Origin of the sequence: Paractinoplanes polyasparticus (assembly GCF_019710575.1) — a bacterium.
Taxonomy (GTDB): Bacteria; Actinomycetota; Actinomycetes; order Mycobacteriales; family Micromonosporaceae; genus Actinoplanes; species Actinoplanes polyasparticus.
This window is the reverse complement of the sequence record NZ_JAHWFK010000002.1, coordinates 1-17,787: the sequence shown is the minus strand read 5'-3', so window position 1 is coordinate 17,787 and position 17,787 is coordinate 1. Positions and strand designations below refer to the sequence as shown.

The 17,787-nt window shown below is 70.5% G+C and carries 17 protein-coding genes; 14 read left to right on the top strand and 3 right to left on the bottom strand.

Annotated features, from left to right (window positions below):
* The first annotated feature begins 248 nt into the window (after positions 1-248).
* From KXC43_RS05235 to KXC43_RS05215, 5 genes are read left to right on the top strand one after another with little or no spacing between them, the layout of a single operon-like run.
* Positions 249-680, top strand: a complete 432-nt coding sequence (locus KXC43_RS05235) for a hypothetical protein (protein ID WP_221374782.1) — start codon at positions 249-251, stop codon at positions 678-680.
* 46 nt (positions 681-726) lie between these two features.
* Positions 727-1,587 carry a tetratricopeptide repeat protein gene (locus KXC43_RS05230; RefSeq protein WP_221374781.1) on the top strand — a complete coding sequence of 287 codons (861 nt, stop codon included), beginning with the start codon at positions 727-729 and terminating at the stop codon, positions 1,585-1,587.
* A gap of 40 nt (positions 1,588-1,627) precedes the next feature.
* On the top strand, positions 1,628-2,164 hold the full coding sequence (locus tag KXC43_RS05225; protein ID WP_221374780.1) for an RNA polymerase sigma factor: 537 nt from the start codon (positions 1,628-1,630) through the stop codon (positions 2,162-2,164).
* The gene (locus KXC43_RS05220) at positions 2,161-2,736 is read left to right on the top strand and encodes a hypothetical protein (protein WP_221374779.1); all 576 of its coding nucleotides are present in this window, start codon (positions 2,161-2,163) and stop codon (positions 2,734-2,736) included. Before KXC43_RS05225 ends, KXC43_RS05220 begins: the two co-directional genes overlap by 4 nt.
* Before the next feature lie 54 nt (positions 2,737-2,790).
* Positions 2,791-3,315, top strand: coding sequence for a GNAT family N-acetyltransferase (locus KXC43_RS05215; protein WP_255643559.1), 525 nt, complete (start codon positions 2,791-2,793; stop codon positions 3,313-3,315).
* Positions 3,316-3,323: 8 nt separating this feature from the next.
* On the opposite strand, the gene KXC43_RS05210 is transcribed toward KXC43_RS05215, so the two are convergent.
* Positions 3,324-4,268 carry an alpha/beta hydrolase gene (locus tag KXC43_RS05210; protein ID WP_255643558.1) on the bottom strand — a complete coding sequence of 315 codons (945 nt, stop codon included), beginning with the start codon at positions 4,266-4,268 and terminating at the stop codon, positions 3,324-3,326.
* Positions 4,269-4,401: 133 nt separating this feature from the next.
* On the opposite strand from KXC43_RS05210, the gene KXC43_RS05205 reads away from it, so the two are divergent.
* On the top strand, positions 4,402-5,598 hold the full coding sequence (locus KXC43_RS05205) for a sensor histidine kinase (RefSeq protein WP_221374778.1): 1,197 nt from the start codon (positions 4,402-4,404) through the stop codon (positions 5,596-5,598).
* Positions 5,595-6,263: a response regulator gene (locus KXC43_RS05200; protein ID WP_221374777.1), complete on the top strand. Its 669-nt coding sequence runs from the start codon at positions 5,595-5,597 to the stop codon at positions 6,261-6,263. Before KXC43_RS05205 ends, KXC43_RS05200 begins: the two co-directional genes overlap by 4 nt.
* 306 nt (positions 6,264-6,569) lie before the next feature.
* Here the strand turns inward: KXC43_RS05200 and KXC43_RS05195 are convergent, their stop codons facing one another.
* Together KXC43_RS05195 and KXC43_RS05190 are read right to left on the bottom strand one after the other, a co-directional pair.
* Positions 6,570-7,562: a LacI family DNA-binding transcriptional regulator gene (locus tag KXC43_RS05195; RefSeq protein ID WP_221374786.1), complete on the bottom strand. Its 993-nt coding sequence runs from the start codon at positions 7,560-7,562 to the stop codon at positions 6,570-6,572.
* A gap of 197 nt (positions 7,563-7,759) precedes the next feature.
* Positions 7,760-8,890, bottom strand: a complete 1,131-nt coding sequence (locus tag KXC43_RS05190) for a LacI family DNA-binding transcriptional regulator (protein ID WP_221374785.1) — start codon at positions 8,888-8,890, stop codon at positions 7,760-7,762.
* A gap of 385 nt (positions 8,891-9,275) precedes the next feature.
* Here KXC43_RS05190 and KXC43_RS05185 point away from each other — a divergent pair, with 385 nt between their 5' ends.
* The 7 genes from KXC43_RS05185 to araA are packed head-to-tail and all read left to right on the top strand — an operon-like array spanning position 9,276 to position 17,753.
* Positions 9,276-10,271 (top strand): ABC transporter substrate-binding protein, encoded by a 996-nt coding sequence (locus KXC43_RS05185; protein WP_221374776.1) that lies wholly within the window; start codon positions 9,276-9,278, stop codon positions 10,269-10,271.
* Positions 10,272-10,325: 54 nt separating this feature from the next.
* The gene (locus tag KXC43_RS05180; RefSeq protein ID WP_221374775.1) at positions 10,326-11,843 is read left to right on the top strand and encodes a sugar ABC transporter ATP-binding protein; all 1,518 of its coding nucleotides are present in this window, start codon (positions 10,326-10,328) and stop codon (positions 11,841-11,843) included.
* Positions 11,840-12,859, top strand: a complete 1,020-nt coding sequence (locus tag KXC43_RS05175) for an ABC transporter permease (protein ID WP_221374774.1) — start codon at positions 11,840-11,842, stop codon at positions 12,857-12,859. Before KXC43_RS05180 ends, KXC43_RS05175 begins: the two co-directional genes overlap by 4 nt.
* Positions 12,856-13,875, top strand: a complete 1,020-nt coding sequence (yjfF, locus tag KXC43_RS05170) for a galactofuranose ABC transporter, permease protein YjfF (RefSeq protein ID WP_308128967.1) — start codon at positions 12,856-12,858, stop codon at positions 13,873-13,875. The genes KXC43_RS05175 and yjfF overlap by 4 nt, the downstream gene beginning before the upstream one ends.
* A gap of 2 nt (positions 13,876-13,877) precedes the next feature.
* Positions 13,878-15,587 (top strand): ribulokinase, encoded by a 1,710-nt coding sequence (gene araB, locus KXC43_RS05165; RefSeq protein ID WP_221374783.1) that lies wholly within the window; start codon positions 13,878-13,880, stop codon positions 15,585-15,587.
* Positions 15,588-15,592: 5 nt separating this feature from the next.
* The gene (locus KXC43_RS05160; protein ID WP_221374773.1) at positions 15,593-16,279 is read left to right on the top strand and encodes an L-ribulose-5-phosphate 4-epimerase; all 687 of its coding nucleotides are present in this window, start codon (positions 15,593-15,595) and stop codon (positions 16,277-16,279) included.
* Positions 16,272-17,753, top strand: coding sequence for an L-arabinose isomerase (araA, locus tag KXC43_RS05155; protein ID WP_221374772.1), 1,482 nt, complete (start codon positions 16,272-16,274; stop codon positions 17,751-17,753). Before KXC43_RS05160 ends, araA begins: the two co-directional genes overlap by 8 nt.
* Positions 17,754-17,787 lie beyond the last annotated feature (34 nt).

Below are 17,787 nucleotides of genomic sequence, written 5' to 3'. Positions count from 1 at the left end.
TTTTTCTTCCCTAGACAAGAAGAAATGATCGATCAAGGGCTGTCCTCATGATCAACCGGGGTCGATACCCCCAGCCACACGTTAAAACTCAAGCTAGGGTCTGTTTCGTGGCTGGACCGCGCCTCGCTCCCGCCCCAGCCACGAGACAGACCCGAGGGCGGCTCCGGCCGACGGCCGACGTGTCGCGCCCCGATAAGCTGGCTCGCGCGCCCGGACCGGCGCCGGGCGAACGAGAGCGGGGAAAGCGCATGCAGGACGACCTGTTCCGCCCGACGATCCGCGACCAGCCGGCGCCGGGCAAACCGCCGTGGCGGCCCGAATCCATCGTCTATCCCGCCTTCTTCGGTGGTCCCCTCGCCGCGGCCACGCTCGGCTTGCTCAACGGCCACCGTCTCGCCCTGCCGACCGGGCAGCTGCTCGCCATCGCGGGCGCCGGCCTGGCCGGTTTCGCCGCACGGGTCACGGTGGGCGCCTTCACCGACGGCAATTCCACCGTACGGCTGGCCGGCACCGTGTGCGGCCTGCTGGTGTGGCTGGTCGTGCTGGCCTTGCAGCGCCGCCCGTTCCGGGTCGCCACCCTGCGCGGTCGCGAGCCGGCCCGGCTGATCGGCCCCGGATTCGCCGCGGCGATCGTCTGCGGCCTGCTCGAGGCCCTGCTGCTGGCGGTGCTGGTCCGATGAACGTCTCCCTGCTCGAGGCCGAGCCGCTGACGGTGGTGCTCGCCCGATGAACGCGACGTTGCACCACGCGCAGGCGCTGCTGGCGACCGGGCGTCCCGAGCAGGCGCTCACTCAGTTGTCGATGCTGCCGGCCAACGAGGTCACGGGCTCGTACGCGATGCAGTTGCGGTGCGCCGCGCTCAGCCAGCTCGACCGCTGGACCGAGGTGGGCGACGCCGCCCGAGCCGCCCTGGCCGCCAACGGGCCCGACCCCGACCTGCTGCTCTGGCTGGGCCGGGCCGAGCATGAGGCGAGGCGTGACCAGCAGGCGGAGCGTGCCTTCCTCGACGGCCTGGCGCTCGCGCCGAACGATGTCGACCTGCTGTGCGCGTACGCGGACCTGTGTGCGGGTGACGGCCAGCTCGAGAAGGCGGGCAAGCTGGTGGATCTGGCCGCCGCCCGCGCGCCGCAGGCGCCGGTGGTCTACGCGACCCGGATCCAGCTGGCGCACGCGCGTGGCGACGACCGGGAGGCTCAGCGGATCAGTCGCGAGTTCGTCGGCGCCCACCCGGACAATCCGGTCGCCCACGCGCTGCTGGGCGGCACGAGCGCGGCCCGCGGTCACGTCGATGCCGCCTATGAGGGCTTTCGCCAGGCCGCCGCGGCCCGACCCACCGAGCAGGTCTTCGCCGAGTCCGCGATGGAGCTGCGCGTGGCCCGTCACCCGCTCATGCGACCGCTGCGCCCCATTCTGCGGTTCGGCGCACTGAAGACCTGGCTGGTCGCGGTGACCCTGATCATCGGCCTGCGCGCGATCGGACTGCCCGTGCTGGGTGGTCTGCTGGGCTTCGTCTGGCTGGCGTTCTGCGTCTATTCGTGGGTGGTGCCGCCGCTTGTCCGCAAGTGGGTCCTGCGCTCCTGGCGATGAAAGATCGCGCCGCGGGCGGACATAAGCCTGCGTGGACCCCGTGAACTCCGATGACCGCCGGCTGCGGTTCGAGGCGGCGGCGCCCGCGGTGATCGACGCGGTACGTCGCTTCCTGGCCCGCCGCACCGATCCGGCGACCGCCGACGACGTGCTGCAGGAGACGCTGCTGGTCTGCTGGCGCCGCTTCGACGAGATGCCGGCCGAGGCGGTCGTGCCCTGGGCGTACGGCGTGGCCCGCAACTGCCTCGCCAACGCCGAGCGTTCCCGGCGCCGGCAGGGGCGGCTGCTCGCCCGGATCTGGCGCCTCGACCGGCCGGCCGCCGTCTCAGCCGCGCCCGACCTGCCGGACCACGACCTGACGACGGCGATGGGGTCGTTGCGGGCCGAGGACGCCGAACTGCTGCGCCTGTGGGCCTGGGAGGAGCTGAGTCCCTCGGAGATCGCCGTCGTGCTCGGCGTCAGCGCCAACGCGGCGAGCATTCGGCTGCACCGGGCCAGGCAGAGATTGCGTGACGAGTTGCGAAAGGCGGGCGCCACCGCCGGACATGAGGAGTCGACAGAGGGGAGCCGGCCATGACGGACGACGACGACCTGCGCGCCCGCCTGCGCCGAGCCGACCCGGCAGCCGACCTGCCGACGCTCGACACCTCGCGACTCCTGGAGAGCACGATGACCGCCACGACCACCACCCCGCGCCGTACCATTCCGCTGCTGACCCTGGCCGCCGCCCTCGTGCTGATCGCCGCCCTCGGCAGCTGGTGGGTGCTGCGACCCGCGGACGAAGCCGGAGCGCCGACGGCCGCGCCCACCGTCACCGACCTGACCGCCCCCGGCATCGCCGCCAAGTGCGTGGAGCCGTCGGCCGGCCAGCTCCGCGAGGCCGCCGACTTCGCCTTCGCCGGCACGGTGACCGGCATCGACGGCACCACCGTCACCCTGAGGGTCACCAAGGTCTATCGTGGCGCCGGCGCCGACCAGGTGCGGGTCGCCCAGGCCGGCGACGTCTCCGAGACGATGCTGGGCAGCGGCAGGTTCGAGATCGGGCGGGACTACCTGGTCGCCGCCTCGCAAGGCTCGGTGCTGATCTGCGGCTACAGCGGCGAAGCGGCGTCGCCCGGCCTCGAGGAGCTCTACCTCTCCGCCTTTTGAGAGCGGCGCAACACGGACGCGACATCGAGCCGCCGCACGGGGCAGAGTGGGGAAATGGACAGCACCCCCATGACTCGCGACCTGACCATCCGGCCCATGCTGGCGACGGACGGGCCGACCGTGCTGGCGCTCTATCAGGCCGGGCTCGAGGGCGGGAACGCCAGCTTCGAGACCGTGGCGCCGTCGTGGGAGACCTTCGACGCGGGCCGGCTCGCCGACCACCGGCACATCGCGGCCGGCGTGGACGGCGCGGTGCTGGGGTGGGTGGCCGTCACCCCGGTGTCGTCGCGGCCCGTCTATGCCGGCGTCGTCGAGCACTCCCTCTATGTCCACCCCGCCGCCCAGGGGCGTGGCGTGGGCCGCGCCCTGCTGGCGGCGCTGATCCGTTCGACCGAGGCGGCCGGCATCTGGACCATCCAGTCCGGCGTCTTTCCCGAGAACGAGGCCAGCCTCGCACTGCACCGGTCCTGCGGCTTCCGCACGGTCGGCATCCGGGAGCGGGTCGGCCGCCACGCGGCTCAGGACAACCGCTGGCGAGACGTCGTCTTCCTCGAGCGCCGCAGCCCCGTCGTCGTCTGAGCGGCGGGTCATCGACGGGCCAGCTCGTCGAGGATCTCGACCGAGGCGGCCCAGCCCGCGCCGTCGGCCGCGTGAGACGTGGCGACCGAGCGCACGTCGAACCGGTTGTGCGGAGTGAGCCGGTCGGCCTCGGCGATCATCCTGTCTTGCAGCGGCAGCGGGATCATACGGTCGCGGGTATGCCGGATGTAGGTGCGCGGGATGGTGCCCCACGTGTCTTTGTGGCCGCGCGCGTCGGCCAGCGGAACCTGGGTCGACTCGTCGGGCTGGGAGGCGTTGAGCATCGCCATGAACTCGGCCTCGGTGGCGTCGGCACAGAGCGCCTCCTTCATCTTCGCGAGAACGGTGGCGTCGTTCGTGCGGAAGTTCGTGCGCGTCGCGCCGATCACGGCCGGGTCGGCGAGCGACGCGCCGCCCAGCTCGAGGATCAGGGTGCCGGCGGCCTCGGGGGTCTGCAGGTAGTCGCCGATCGCCGGCAGGTCGACGCAGCAGAAGGCGGAGCTGTAGACCAGCCGGCTGATCAGCCTCGGCACCTCGTTGGCGACCCGGCTGACCGTGGCGCCGCCCATGCTGCCACCCCACAGGATCACCGGGCCGAGCCGGGCGGCCCGGCGCACCACGGCCACCGTGGCCGCGACGTAGTCGTCCAGGGTGATGCCGGCCATGGGGGATCGCTCGGTGGCCAGTGCGGCCAGGTCTTGCGGAGCCTGGTAGGAACGGCGGAACTGGCCGGCGGCGGCGCCGTGGCCGGGCAACTCGACGCCGACCGTGCGATGGCCGCGCAACGTGAGCTCGGCATCGCCGCTCGACGCGCCGTTCGCGCCGGTGACCAGCACGAACGTGGTGACCGCGCGGCCGCGCCGGCCCTCGGCGGGCGCCACGGCCGGGGTGGCGATCACTGCCGCGGCGCCCGCGGCGGCGCCCAGCAGCCCTCGCCTCGTCATCGTCGTCATGACCTTCTCCCTTCGTCGTTGTCGGCTCCCATTCAGCCCGAAGGCGGTCCGTCGGCGGCAGCGGAGAAAGTACGTGCCGAGCCCCTACTTTGGTAGGGTCCGCCCTCCCGCCGACCCCGGTAGCGTCGGGCCCATGAAGCGGCGTGACGGTCTCATCGACGGGGTGCTGCTGACCGTGCTCGTCGCGGCAGCGGTGCTCGGCGGCGTGCTCACCGCTCTCGTCGCCGGTTCGCAGGCCGATCTCTCGTACGCGTGGGTGTTCGTCGCCCTTCAGGTCGTGACCTCGGCGGTCGTCCTGGTCCGGCGTCACCGGCCGGCGGGCGCGGCGCTGACGATCGTGCTCTCCGCGATCGTGCAGACGCTGCTGGCGTTCGCCGCCCCGCTGACGGTGGGCGAGGCCCTGCTCTCGGTGAGCGCCTGGATCCCGCTCGCCCTGTCGGTAGTGATCGAGAACATCACCGAGCGCGGCGTGCCGCCGGTCTGGTCGGCTGCCGTCTGGGCTCTGATCGGCCTGCTGACCCTGGTCAGCGTGCGGCCGTGGGATCCGACGACCAGCTTCGTCGTCAACGGCCTGTTGCACAGCGCGGTCGCGCCCCTGTTCGCGCTCTATCTGGCGGCCCGCCGCCGCAAGATGGCGCTGCTCGGCGAGCGGGCCGAACGGGCTGAACGCGAACAGTGGTGGCGCGCCGAGCGGGCGAGGGCCGAGGAACGCGCCCGCTTGGCCACCGAGCTGCACGACCTGGTCGCCCACCGGGTCACGCTGATGACCTTGCAGGCCGGCGCGCTGTCGGTACGGGCGCCCGACGACGACACCCGCGAGGCCGCGGAAGACCTGCGCGCCAACGGCGCCCTGGCTCTCGACGAGCTGCGGGAACTGGTCGGCGTGCTCGGGCGGGGTGGCCGGTCCGCCGAGACGCCGCTCGACGAGGCGCCGGTGCCCCCGCTGGCGCACCTGGTCGACGAGGCCGGCCGGGCCGGGCAAGAGGTCGAGCTGGTCACCGCGGGCGAGCCGTCGGTGCTGTCCCGGGTCACCGGCCGCACGGCCTACCGCGTGGTGCGCGAGGCCCTGACCAACGCCCGCAAGCACGCCGGCGGGGCGCCGGTGCGGGTCGACGCGGAATACCTCCCCGAGCACGTCCGCATCATCGTCCACAATGGCGCCGGGCGCTCGTCGCGATCGGCTCGGGGGAACGGCGCCGGATTGGCCGGGCTGCGCGAACGCGTCGAGTCGATCGGCGGCACGCTGGTGGTCGGGCCGGACGGCGCGGGTGGCTTCCGGCTCGAGACGGTGATGCCGGTGAAGGTCACGGCCGAGCGGGGAACGTCGTGAGCCGGCTGCGGGTGGTGATCGTCGACGACGAGCCGCTGGTGTGCCGGCATCTCGGCACGATTCTGTCCGCCGCACCCGACGTCGTTGTGGTCGCTACCGCGGCGGACGGCGCCGAGGCGGTCGAGGCCGTCGTGCGGGAACGGCCCGATCTCGTGCTCATGGATCTGCGGATGCCGGGGGTCGACGGGCTCGCGGCCACCGAGCGCATCCGGGCGCTGGTGGATCCACCGGTGGTGCTGGTGCTGACCACGTTCGACGCCGACGGGTTCGTCATCCGCGCGCTCCGGGCCGGGGCGGCCGGCTACCTGGTCAAGTCGACGCCGCCGGGGGAGTTGCTCGATCTGATCCGGGTGGCGGCGCGGGGCCATGCCGTTCTGTCCCCGGTGGCGAGGGACGGGCTGGTCGCAGCGTCGGCGACGGCCCACGAGGAGCGTGAAGCCGCTCGGGCCCGCGTCACCGACCTGACCGATCGCGAGCGCGACGTCCTGACGGCGATCGGCGACGGCCTGTCCAACGCCGAGATCGCCGGCCGCCTGTTCCTGTCCGAGGCGACGGTGAAGGGCTACGTTTCGCACCTGTTCGACAAGCTCGGCTGCGCCAACCGCACCCAGGCCGGCCTGCTGGCCCAGTCCGCCGGCATGAGGACACCCGACGACCCGCGCTGATCGACCGACGGCGTTTCGCCGGTCGGTCTTCGAGATCCGGCCGGTATGCGCTGACTGTTGACGCCGGGCGACGTTCGGCGATCCGGCGCGGGATGGTGATGGTGCAGTGCGCCGGCCAGAGTGGAACGGCGGCGAAAGCAGGCCGGAGAAGCACCCAGCGGGGCCATCCTCCCCTTGACGGCCCCGACCGGGTCCTCTCTTCCGATGTCCGCGCCACAGGCCTAGGAATACCCGCAGTGAGACCTGTTAACGCTAACAGATCACGCAGCGGTTGGAACAGGTCACGGGGAAAATTAGGCCTCCGGGTCAGCGGGGCGGTGGAGGTGCGACGCTGTCTCGCGTTACCAGGGTGGGAGCTATCGTGCGGCGGGCGGCCAGGTCGGCGGTGCCGGACTCGATCTGGGCCAGCAGCAGTTCCACGCCGGCCGTGGCGACCGCGTCGAAGTCGGGGCGGACGGTGGTCAGTGGCGGGGTGTAATAGGCCGCCTGGGGGACGTCGTCGAAGCCGACGATGCTGATCTCTTCGGGGACGCGGCGGCCGTGTTCGCTCAGGGCGCGTAGCAGGCCCAGCGCTATGTGATCGTTCGCTGTGAAGACCGCTGTCACCTCGGGCAGGCGGGCCAGCAGTTTGCCGTTGCGGTAGCCCGACTCGGCGCTCCAGTCGCCGGTGAGCAGCGGCGGCTGTTCGGCGCCGGCGGCGCGCAGCGCGTCTTCCCAGCCGCGCACCCGGCCCGCGGCGTCGAACCAGTCGGCCGGGCCGGAGATGTGCCAGACCGTGGAGTGGCCGGCCGCCAGCAGGTGCTCGGTCGCGGCGCGGGCGCCCGCCACCTGGTCGACCGTGACCAGGGTGCTGGCCCGCTCGGGGTCGCCGTCGATCGTGACCAGCGGGATGTCGTCGGGCAGGCGGGCGAGGGCGGGGCCGGCGCTGGCCACGGGGGCGATCACCACCAGGCCGGCGACGCGCTGGTCGAGGTGCCGTTCGACCGCGTCGGCGATCGAGCGTTCGTTGAGGCTGCGCACACTGCCGACGTTGACCGCGAAGCCGCTGTCCTGCGCCGCCTGTTCGAAGGCGGTCAGCATCGAGGCCGGGCCGTAGAGCGCCGTGTTGGGCGCGACCACACCGATCACCTTCGACGTGCCGGTGACCAGAGCCCGCGCCGTGCGGTTGGGGCGGTAACCCAGCTCGGCGATCGCCGCCCGAACCTTGAGCCGGGTCGGCTCGCTGACGTTGGGATGCTCGTTGAGCACCCGGGAGACGGTCTGGTGCGACACTCCCGCCAGCCGGGCGACGTCCATCATGCCCGGCGGCCGTCCGCGTTTCACGCTCACCCGTACCCCGCATCCACTGGTTGCGGGCAGGATATCCCGTGCGCACCCGTGCCCGTGACGTGCGGGTACGCCGCGCCGCAGAAATCACAGAGCATCGCTGCCGGCGCGGACCGGGAGAGTCCCGTCGGGAGCGTTCCCAGCCGACCAGACCTTGATAAAAGGATCGTTCAGGGGCGGTCGGCCAACGAGGGCGGCAAGGCCAGCGAAGCCGGGGCGGGCGAAGCGGGGGAGGGCGAGGCCGGGAGCGGGGAGGCCGCGGGCGGCGAGGCCGGGGAGGGTGGCAGGGCGGGGGAGGTTGGCGAGGGCGGCGGGCCGCTGCTGGTGCGCAGCACCAGCTGCGGGGTGAGCAGGACGCGCTGCGGTGGCTGCGGGTCGGCAGCGGTGGTGGCGGTCATGTGTTCGAGCAGCAGAGCCAGGCTGCGCCGGCCCAGTTCGGCGAAGTCCTGGTGGACTGTGGTCAGTGGGGGGACGAAGAAGCCGGAGTCGGGCATGTCGTCGAAGCCGACCACACTGACGTCCTCCGGCACCCGCTTGCCCGCCTCGTGCAACGCCCGGAGCACACCCAGCGCGATCCGGTCGTTGGAGCAGAAGATCGCGGTCACGTTCGGGTCCTTCGCCATCGCGTTGCCTTGGGCGTAGCCCGATTCCGCGTCCCACCAGCCGTGTTCCACCGCCGGCACAACCGCCCCGGCCGCGTACAGGGTGCTGCGCCAGCCGTCGATGCGTTCGGCCGATTCGGGCCAGTCGGACGGTCCGGCCGCGTGGTGGACCGTGGCGTGGCCCAGGTCCAGCAGGTGCTGCGTGGCCAGGCGGGCGCCCGCCGCGTTGTCGATCGAGACCGTGGGCGCCGCGTCCGACTCGCCCGCGCCGCCGACGGCCACGCACTGCAACGATGGCGGAACCTGGGCCAGGGCTTGGTTCACCGACTGTTTGGGCGCGATGGCGATGACCCCGTCCACCGAGTGCTGGGTCAGCCGGTCCACCGCCTCGAGCACCTGGCGCCGGTCGAGGTCGCGCACGGACGCGATGCTCACCAGGTAGCCGGCATCCCGGGCGGCGCTCTCTATTCCGTACAGCATGGAAGCGGGACCGAACAGCGTGGTCTCGAAGCCGATGATGCCCAGCGTGCCGGACTGGCGGGTGACCAGGGTGCGGGCGGCCAGGTTGCGGCGGTAGTTGAGCGAGCGCATGGCGTCGAGCACGCGCTGGCGGGTCGCGTCGCGCACGTTGGGGTGGTTGTTCAGCACCCGCGACACGGTCTGGTGCGAGACGCCGGCGAGCTTGGCGACGTCGCGCATGACGGTCAGGCGGGGCCGGCTCGTCGCGGCGGGGACGCCGTCGGTGGCGGGCTTTCTGGATGCCAAAGGTACCCCCGAGTCCGCGGTGACAATGCCCGATGTGAGCGCGCACAGTGTAAGGCTGAGGGGAGCTGTGTCCATCTATCCCGGACACGTCTTCCAGCACCTTGTGCGATTCGGCAATGAGTCGGTAACAAACCGGTGTTGAAGGCTTGACTCGCGAGATGAGAACGGTAACACTTCCGGAACGCGAGTCCTGAGGGTGACGCCACAGCGACTCGCCGCAACGACATACCCCATCCGCCGGTCGCCCGTCATCCCCGCGCGGCGCCGGAACTCAGCTCTGTGAACGTTAACACGCGCGCCTTCACATCAGGAGGATTCAGTGCTCAAGAGACTTTCCATCGCGGTGGCCGGCGGGCTCCTGCTCGCTTCGGCGGTCGCGGGCTGCGGCGGCGACAGCGATGCCGGCTCCGGTTCCGGCAGCTCGGGCGGCGGCGACGACAAGATCACGCTCGGCTTCTCGCAGGTCGGCGCCGAGAGCGGCTGGCGTACGGCCAACACCAAGTCGATCCAGGAGTCGGCCGCCTCGTCCGGCATCGACCTCAAGTTCTCCGACGCCCAGGGTAAGCAGGAGAACCAGATCAAGGCGATCCGCAACTTCATCACCCAGCGGGTCGACGTCATCGCCTTCTCGCCGGTGGTCGAGAGCGGCTGGGGCACCGTGCTCAAGGAGGCCAAGGACGCCAACATCCCGGTGATCCTGACCGACCGCGCGATCGACGACCCGGACACCACGCTCTACAAGACCTTCATCGGCTCGGACTTCGTCGAGGAGGGCAAGAAGGCCGGCGAGTGGCTGGTCAAGGAGTACGAGGGCAAGAGCGACACGGTCAACATCGTCGAGCTGCAGGGCTCGCCGGGCGCCGCTCCGGCCAACGACCGCAAGTCCGGCTTCGCCGACGTCATCAAGAGCGAGCCCAAGTTCAAGGTGGTCGCCTCGCAGACCGGTCAGTTCACGCGGACCGACGGCAAGGCCGTGATGGAGACCTTCCTCAAGTCGCAGCCCGACATCGACGTTCTTTACGCGCACAATGACGACATGGGCCTGGGCGCCATCGAGGCGATCGAGGCGGCCGGCAAGAAGCCCGGCACCGATATCAAGATCATCACGGTCGACGCGGTCAAGGACGGCATGACGGCCCTGGCCGACGGCAAGATCAACTTCATCGTCGAGTGCAGCCCGCTGCTCGGGCCACAGCTGATGGACCTGGTCAAGAAGGCGAAGGCCGGCGAGACCATCCCGCAGCGCGTGCTCACCGAGGAGACGACGTTCACCCCGGAGCAGGCCAAGGAAGCTCTCCCGTCCCGTAAGTACTGAGTCACCGGCCGATGGGCCGCCCGGAGGGGCGGCCCATCGCTGAACGGAGCCCATATGGCCGAGCAATTGAAGATGACCGGCATCAAGAAAGTCTTCCCCGGCGTCGTCGCCCTCGACGACGTCGACTTCCGGCTGTTGCCCGGCGAGATCCACGCGCTGATGGGCGAGAACGGCGCCGGCAAGTCGACGCTGATCAAGGTGCTGACCGGCGTGTACGACATCGACGGGGGCGAGATCGAGCTGGCCGGGCAGAAGGTGCGGTTCACCGGGCCGCTGCAGGCGCAGCAGGCCGGCATCAGCACCGTCTACCAGGAGGTCAACCTCTGCCCCAACCTGTCGGTGGCCGAGAACATCTTCATCGGCCGGGAACCGCGCAAGTTCGGCCGCATCCACTGGCCGGAAATGCGCAGACGCGCACGGGCGAGCCTGGCCCGGCTCGACCTGGACATCGATGTCACCGCTCAGCTCGACAGCTATTCGCTCGCCATCCAGCAGATGGTGGCGATCGCGCGGGCCACCGACATCGGAACGACCAAAGTGCTCATCCTCGACGAGCCCACCTCCAGTCTGGACGCGTCCGAGGTCGAGCAGTTGTTCACGATCATGCGGCGGCTCAAGGCGGACGGCGTCGCCATCCTGTTCGTCAGCCACTTCCTCGATCAGGTCTACGAGGTCGCCGACCGGATGACCGTGCTGCGCAACGGCCGGCTGATCGGCGAGTTCCGTACGGACGAGCTGCCCCAGATGCAGCTGGTGAGCAAGATGATCGGCAAGGAGCTCGAGGCGCTCGAGCAGATCGAGGAGCACGCCCGCGAGACGACGGTGGCCGAGCGCGGCACCCCGATCGTCGAAGCGCGCGAACTCGGCCGCACGGGTGCGATCGCGCCCTTCAGTCTGACCATCCACGCCGGCGAAGTTGTCGGTCTGGCCGGACTTCTCGGGTCAGGACGAACAGAACTTGCGCGTTTGTTGTTCGGAGCTGATCGCCCCGATCACGGCGAACTGCTCATCGACGGCCGGCCGCACGCCGTCAAGGCGCCCCGCGACGCCATGGCCGAGGGCATCGCCTTCTCGTCCGAGAACCGGCGCACCGAGGGCATCATCGGCGAATTGACCGTACGGGAAAACATGATCCTGGCCATGCAGGCCGCCCGCGGCTGGACCCGGCCCATCCCGCGCCGCAAGCAGGACGAGCTGGTCGAGCAGTACATCAAGGCGCTGCAGATCCGCCCGGCCGACCCGGAACGCCTCGTGCGCGACCTGTCCGGCGGCAACCAGCAGAAGGTGCTGCTGGCCCGCTGGCTGATCACCGAGCCCCGGTTGCTGATCATCGACGAGCCCACCCGCGGTATCGACGTCGGGGCCAAGGCCGAGATCCAGCGGCTGGTGGCCCAGCTGGCCGACGGCGGCATGGCCGTCCTGTTCGTCAGCGCCGAGCTCGAGGAGGTCCTCCGGCTCAGCCACAAGATCGAGGTGCTGCGCGACCGGCGGCTCGTCGAGGAGCTCGAGAACGGCGACGACGTCGACGCCGACCGCATCATGCAGACCATCGCCGGCGGAGCCACGACATGACCACTCTTCTCAGACATCGCCTGTTCTGGCCGGCCGCCGTCCTGGTGGTCCTGCTGGCCAGCAACCTGATCTTCTCGAACAACTTCTTCACGATCACCCTGCAGGACGGGCACCTGTACGGCTCGCTCATCGACATCTTGCGCCGCAGCGCCCCGCTCGTCCTGGTCGCGCTGGGCATGACGCTGGTGATCGCGACCGGCGGCATCGACCTGTCGGTGGGCTCGGTCATGGCCATCTCGGGCGCGCTGGCCTGTCTGCTGATCGGCGACCTGAGCAACCCCGACGCGGTCGGCCCGGTGCTGCTCGTGGTCGGCGCGGCGATCGCGTTGTGCCTGGTCTTCGGGCTGTGGAACGGATTCCTGGTCGCCGTGCTGGGCATCCAGCCGATCATCGCAACGCTGATCCTCATGGTGGCCGGCCGCGGCGTGGCCCAGCTGATCACCGGCGGGCAGATCCTCAACGTGCGCTCCGAGCCCTACCGCGTCATCGGCGCCGGCTACTTCCTGGCCGTGCCGGTGTCGTTCCTCATCGCCGCGGCTGCGGTTGCCTTGACCGTCGCGCTCACCCGGCGTACGGCACTGGGGTTGCTCCTGGAATCGGTCGGCGGCAGCCCGACCGCAAGCCGGCTGGCCGGCATCCGGTCCCGTCGCATCACGATCATGGTGTACGTGTTCGCGGCCGCCTTCGCCGGCGTCGCGGGCCTCATCTACAGCTCGGACGTGTCCAGCGCGGACAGCAACGCGGCCGGCAACCTGATCGAGCTCAACGCGATTCTGGCGGTCGTTCTGGGCGGCACCGCTCTGACCGGCGGCCGGTTCTCGATCGCGGGCAGCGTGCTCGGCGCGGTCATCATCACCACCCTCGACATCACCGCGGTCAGCGTGGGCGTGCCGGTCGAGACGACGCTGCTGTTCAAGGCCGTCGTCGTGATCGTGCTCTGCCTGGCCCAGTCGGCCACGTTCCGCGCCAAGGTCTTCGGCAGATTCGGCACCAGGAGAGCGGAGGTTCCGGCGTGATCGACGTGAGCACCCCACCCACGCCCCAGAAGAACCGCTCGATCCTCGGCGGGCGACGGGTCTACCGGCCCAACACCAAGCACATCCCGGTGCTGGCCACCCTGGCCCTGCTGATCGTCATGTACTCGATCGGCGTCTACAACTACGAGAGCTTCGGCGACACCCAGGTCTTCCTGAACATCTTCGTCGACAACGCGTTCCTGCTGGTCGTGGCCGTCGGCATGACGTTCGTGATCCTCACCGGCGGCATCGACCTGTCCGTCGGCGCCGTGATCGCCCTGACCACCACCGTGGCGGCCACCCTGCTGACCGCCGGCTGGCCGGCCGGGGTCGTCCTGCCGCTGGTGCTGCTCATCGGCACGGTGATGGGCCTCGGCATGGGCGCGGTCATCCACTTCTTCAAGGTGGAGCCGTTCATCGCCACGCTGGCCGGCATGTTCCTGGCCCGCGGCCTGGCCCTGCTCATCGACCGTAACTCGATCCCGATCACGAACGACTTCTGGACCCAGATAGCCCAGAAGAGGTTCCGTTTCGACGACGGCGTGTTCATCTCGCTCAACGTGGTGATCGCGGCGATCGTCGTCCTGATCGCGGCGCTCGTCCTGGCCTGGACGCGGTTCGGGCGCAACGTGTACGCGATCGGCGGCAACGCCGACTCGGCGCTGTTGATGGGCCTGCCGGTCGGGCGCACGCGCATCGCGGTCTACACGCTGAGCGGATTCTGCGCCTCGCTGGGCGGCGTGCTCTACAGCTTCTACACGTCGTCGGGCTACAGCCTGCACGGCCAGGGACTCGAGCTCGACGCGATCGCCGCCGTGGTCATCGGCGGGGTGCTGCTGACCGGTGGCTCGGGATACGTGCTGGGCACGGTGCTCGGCGTGCTGGTGCTCGGCCTCATCCAGACGATCATCACGTTCCAGGGCGACCTCAACTCGTGGTGGACGCGGATCGTCGTCGGGATCCTGCTCTTCGCGTTCATCGTCCTGCAGCGGCTCGTCACCAGAAAGGCCAAGTGAACATGTCCGGCTACACCATTGGGGTCGACTTCGGCACGCTGTCCGGGCGCGCCGTCGTCGTCCGGGTCAGCGACGGTGAAGAGGTCGGCGCGGCCGTGCACGAATACGCGCACGGCGTGATCGAGCGGACCCTGCCGGCCACCGGGGAACGACTGCGGCCCGACTGGGCGCTGCAGGACCCCGCGGACTACGTCGAGGTGTTGCGGACAGCCGTTCCGCAGGCGGTCGCGGCGGCGGGCATCGACCCGGCCGACGTCATCGGGATCGCGACCGACTTCACGGCGTGTACGGTGCTGCCCACGCTGGCCGACGGCACCCCGCTGTCCGCGCTCGACACCTTCAAGGCACGACCACACGCGTACGCGAAACTGTGGAAGCACCATGCGGCGCAACCGCAGGCCGATCGCATCAACCAGCTGGCGCACCGCCGCGGCGAGCCGTGGATCGACCGCTACGGCGGCAAGATCTCGTCCGAGTGGCAGTTCGCGAAAGCGCTGCAGCTGCTCGAGGAGGACCCCGAGGTCTACGCGCGCACCGAGCGCTGGATCGAGGCGGCCGACTGGATCATCTGGCAGCTCAGCGGGCAGGAGACCCGCAACGCCTGCACGGCCGGTTACAAGGGCATCTATCAGGACGGTACGTATCCCGCCCGGGACTTCCTGGCCGAGCTCAACCCCGAGTTCGCCGACTTCGCCGACACCCGCCTCGCCCACCCGATCTCGGCGCTGGGCGAGCGCGCGGGCGGGCTGACGGCCGAGGCGGCGCAATGGACCGGGCTGCCCGAGGGAATCGCGGTCGCGGTCGGCAACGTGGACGCCCACGTGACCTCGCCGGCCGCCCGCGCCGTCGCGCCCGGGCAGATGCTGCTCGTGATGGGCACGTCGACCTGTCACGTCATGAACTCGTCGGAGCGGGCGGCCGTGCCGGGCATCTGCGGGGTGGTGGACGGCGGCATTCTCGCGGGGCTGTACGGCTACGAGGCGGGGCAGAGCGGCGTCGGGGACATCTTCGGCTGGTTCGTGGACAACGGCGTGCCGCCCTATGTGCACGACGAGGCGCGCGCGGCCGGCGTCAGCGTGCACGACCTGCTCTCGCGGCAGGCGGGCGAGCAGCCGGTGGGCGGGCACGGCCTGATCGCGCTCGACTGGCAGAGCGGCAACCGGTCGGTGCTGGTCGACCACCACCTCTCGGGTCTGATCGCGGGCCTGACGCTGGCCACCCGGCCGTTCGAGATCTACAAGGCGCTCATCGAGGCGACGGCCTTCGGCACGCGGAAGATCGTTGAAACGTTCGAGGCCGCAGGCGTTCCGGTGACCGAGTTCGTCGCGGCCGGGGGACTCAAACGGAACCCGCTGGTCATGCAGATCTACGCCGATGTGCTGCGACGGCCGATCAGCGTGGCCTCGTCGGAGCAGGCGCCGGCGCTCGGCTCGGCGATCCACGCGGCGGTGGCCGCGGGCGCCTACCCCGACGTCGCGACGGCCGCCGAGGCCATGGGCCGCGTCGAGAAGGACGTGTGGCAGCCGAATCCGGCCGATGCCGCCGTCTACGACCGGCTCTACGCCGAGTACGCGCTGCTGCACGACTACTTCGGCCGCGGCGAGAACAAGGTGCTGCACCGGCTGCGCGCGATCCGCGACGAGGCGTTCCGCGCGTCGCCGCCCACCGGCGCAGGAGTGAGCGAATCAGCCGTTCAGGAGGGCGGGAAGTGACGGTCATGCGCGTCTCCCAGACGATCGCTCAGATTCGTGCGGAAGTTTGTGATCTGCACGCTCATCTCACGCGGTGGGGGCTGGTCACCTGGACGGCCGGCAACGTCTCGGCCCGGGTGCCCGGCGAGGACCTGCTGGTGATCAAGCCGTCAGGGGTCGAGTACGACTCGCTCACGCCGGAGTCGATGGTGGTGTGCGACCTCGACGGCGCGCTGGTCGAGGGTGAGCACAGCCCGTCCAGCGACACGGCCTCGCACGCGTACGTCTACCGCCACATGCCCGAGGTCAACGGCGTCGTGCACACGCACAGCCCGTACGCCACCGCCTGGGCCGCCCTCGGCGAGCCGATCCCGTGCTCGCTCACGGCGATGGCCGACGAGTTCGGCGGGGACATCCCGATCGGGCCGTTCGCGCTGATCGGCAGCGACGACATCGGGCGCGGCATCGTCGAGACGCTGCGGGGCTCGCGCTCGCCGGCGGTGCTGATGCGCCAGCACGGCCCGTTCACGATCGGCCCCACGGCCAAGGCCGCCGTGAAGGCCGCCGTCATGTGCGAGGACGTCGCGCGCACGATGCACCTGGCTCGTCAGCTCGGTCCGATCGACCGGCTGCCCGCAACCGCCGTGGACCGGCTCTTCGACCGGTACCAGAACGTCTACGGCCAGCACCTGATGGAGGAGAGCAATGAGTGAGCACGAGGTCTGGTTCCTGACCGGAAGCCAGGGACTCTACGGCCCCGAGACCCTTGATCAGGTCGCTGCGCAGTCGCGACAGATCTCGGACGTCCTGGCGTCGTCGCTGGACGTCAAGGTCGTCTGGAAGCCGGTGCTGACCTCAGCCTCAGCCATCCTGGACGTGGTGCAGGAGGCGAACGCCGCGCCGGGCGTCATCGGCGTCATCACCTGGATGCACACGTTCTCCCCGGCCAAGATGTGGATCGCCGGCCTCGACGCGCTGCGCACCCCGCTGCTGCACCTGCACACCCAGGCCAACGTCGAGCTGCCGTGGGCGTCCATCGACATGGACTTCATGAACCTGAACCAGGCCGCCCACGGCGACCGCGAGTTCGGCTACATCGAGGCCCGGCTGGGCGTCGCGCGCAAGACGGTGGCCGGACACGTCACCAATCCGCGCGTTGTCGAGCGAATTGCCACCTGGGTGCGCGCGGCGCGCGGTCTGGCGGCCATGCGAACGCTCAAACTCGCGCGTTTCGGTGACAACATGCGCGATGTGGCGGTGACCGAGGGCGACAAGGTCGAGGCGCAGCTGCGCTTCGGCGTCTCGGTCAACACGTACGGGGTGAACGACCTCGTGAAGGTCGTCGACCAGGTGCTCGACACCGAGATCGACAAGCTGGTGGGGGAGTACGCCGACCTGTACGAGATCGCCCCCGAGCTGCGCGACGGCGGCGACCGGCACGACTCGCTGCGCTATGCGGCCCGGATCGAGCTCGGCCTGCGCGTGTTCCTCGAGGCCGGCGGCTTCCAGGCGTTCACCACGAACTTCGAGGACCTGGGCGGCCTGCGCCAGCTGCCCGGCCTGGCCGTGCAGCGCCTCATGGGCGACGGCTACGGCTTCGGCGGCGAGGGCGACTGGAAGACGTCGGTGCTGCTGCACACCCTGAAGGCGATGGCCCCCGGCGGCACGTCCTTCATGGAGGACTACACCTACGACCTGACCCCGGGCGACGAGCGCATCCTGGGCGCCCACATGCTCGAGGTCTGCCCCTCCATCGCCGCCGCCCGGCCCCGCCTCGAGATCCACCCGCTCGGGATCGGCGGCCGCGAGGACCCGGTGCGCATGGTCTTCGACGCCGCGCCCGGCCCGGCCGTGGTGGTCGGCCTGACCGACATGGGCGAGCGTTTCCGCCTGGTGGCCAACGAGATCGAGGTCGTGCCCCCGTCGTCCCCGCTGCCCAAGCTGCCGGTCGCGCGCGCGGTGTGGAAGCCGGCACCCGACTTCGCCACCTCCACCGAGGCCTGGCTGACCGCGGGCGGCCCGCACCACACCGTGCTGTCGTCCGCGGTCGGCGCCGAGGAGCTGACCGACCTGGCCGAGATGCTGTCCACCGAGCTGCTGGTGATCGACGGCGCCACGTCGATCCGGCAGTTCGCCAAGGAGGTCCGCTGGAACCAGGCGTACTACCGTCTGGCCCGCGGCTTCTGACCGCACGGGACGCCCGGGCCGAGCCCTCACCGGC

Coding starts and splice junctions, on each gene's coding strand:
- KXC43_RS05235 (WP_221374782.1), top strand. CDS start 249: ATGCAGGACGACCTGTTCCGCCCGACGATCCGCGACCAGCCGGCGCCG.
- KXC43_RS05230 (WP_221374781.1), top strand. CDS start 727: ATGAACGCGACGTTGCACCACGCGCAGGCGCTGCTGGCGACCGGGCGT.
- KXC43_RS05220 (WP_221374779.1), top strand. CDS start 2,161: ATGACGGACGACGACGACCTGCGCGCCCGCCTGCGCCGAGCCGACCCG.
- KXC43_RS05215 (WP_255643559.1), top strand. CDS start 2,791: ATGGACAGCACCCCCATGACTCGCGACCTGACCATCCGGCCCATGCTG.
- KXC43_RS05210 (WP_255643558.1), bottom strand. CDS start 4,268: ATGACGACGATGACGAGGCGAGGGCTGCTGGGCGCCGCCGCGGGCGCC.
- KXC43_RS05205 (WP_221374778.1), top strand. CDS start 4,402: ATGAAGCGGCGTGACGGTCTCATCGACGGGGTGCTGCTGACCGTGCTC.
- KXC43_RS05195 (WP_221374786.1), bottom strand. CDS start 7,562: ATGATGGACGTCGCCCGGCTGGCGGGAGTGTCGCACCAGACCGTCTCC.
- KXC43_RS05190 (WP_221374785.1), bottom strand. CDS start 8,890: ATGCGCGACGTCGCCAAGCTCGCCGGCGTCTCGCACCAGACCGTGTCG.
- KXC43_RS05180 (WP_221374775.1), top strand. CDS start 10,326: ATGGCCGAGCAATTGAAGATGACCGGCATCAAGAAAGTCTTCCCCGGC.
- KXC43_RS05175 (WP_221374774.1), top strand. CDS start 11,840: ATGACCACTCTTCTCAGACATCGCCTGTTCTGGCCGGCCGCCGTCCTG.
- araB (WP_221374783.1), top strand. CDS start 13,878: ATGTCCGGCTACACCATTGGGGTCGACTTCGGCACGCTGTCCGGGCGC.
- KXC43_RS05160 (WP_221374773.1), top strand. CDS start 15,593: ATGCGCGTCTCCCAGACGATCGCTCAGATTCGTGCGGAAGTTTGTGAT.
- araA (WP_221374772.1), top strand. CDS start 16,272: ATGAGTGAGCACGAGGTCTGGTTCCTGACCGGAAGCCAGGGACTCTAC.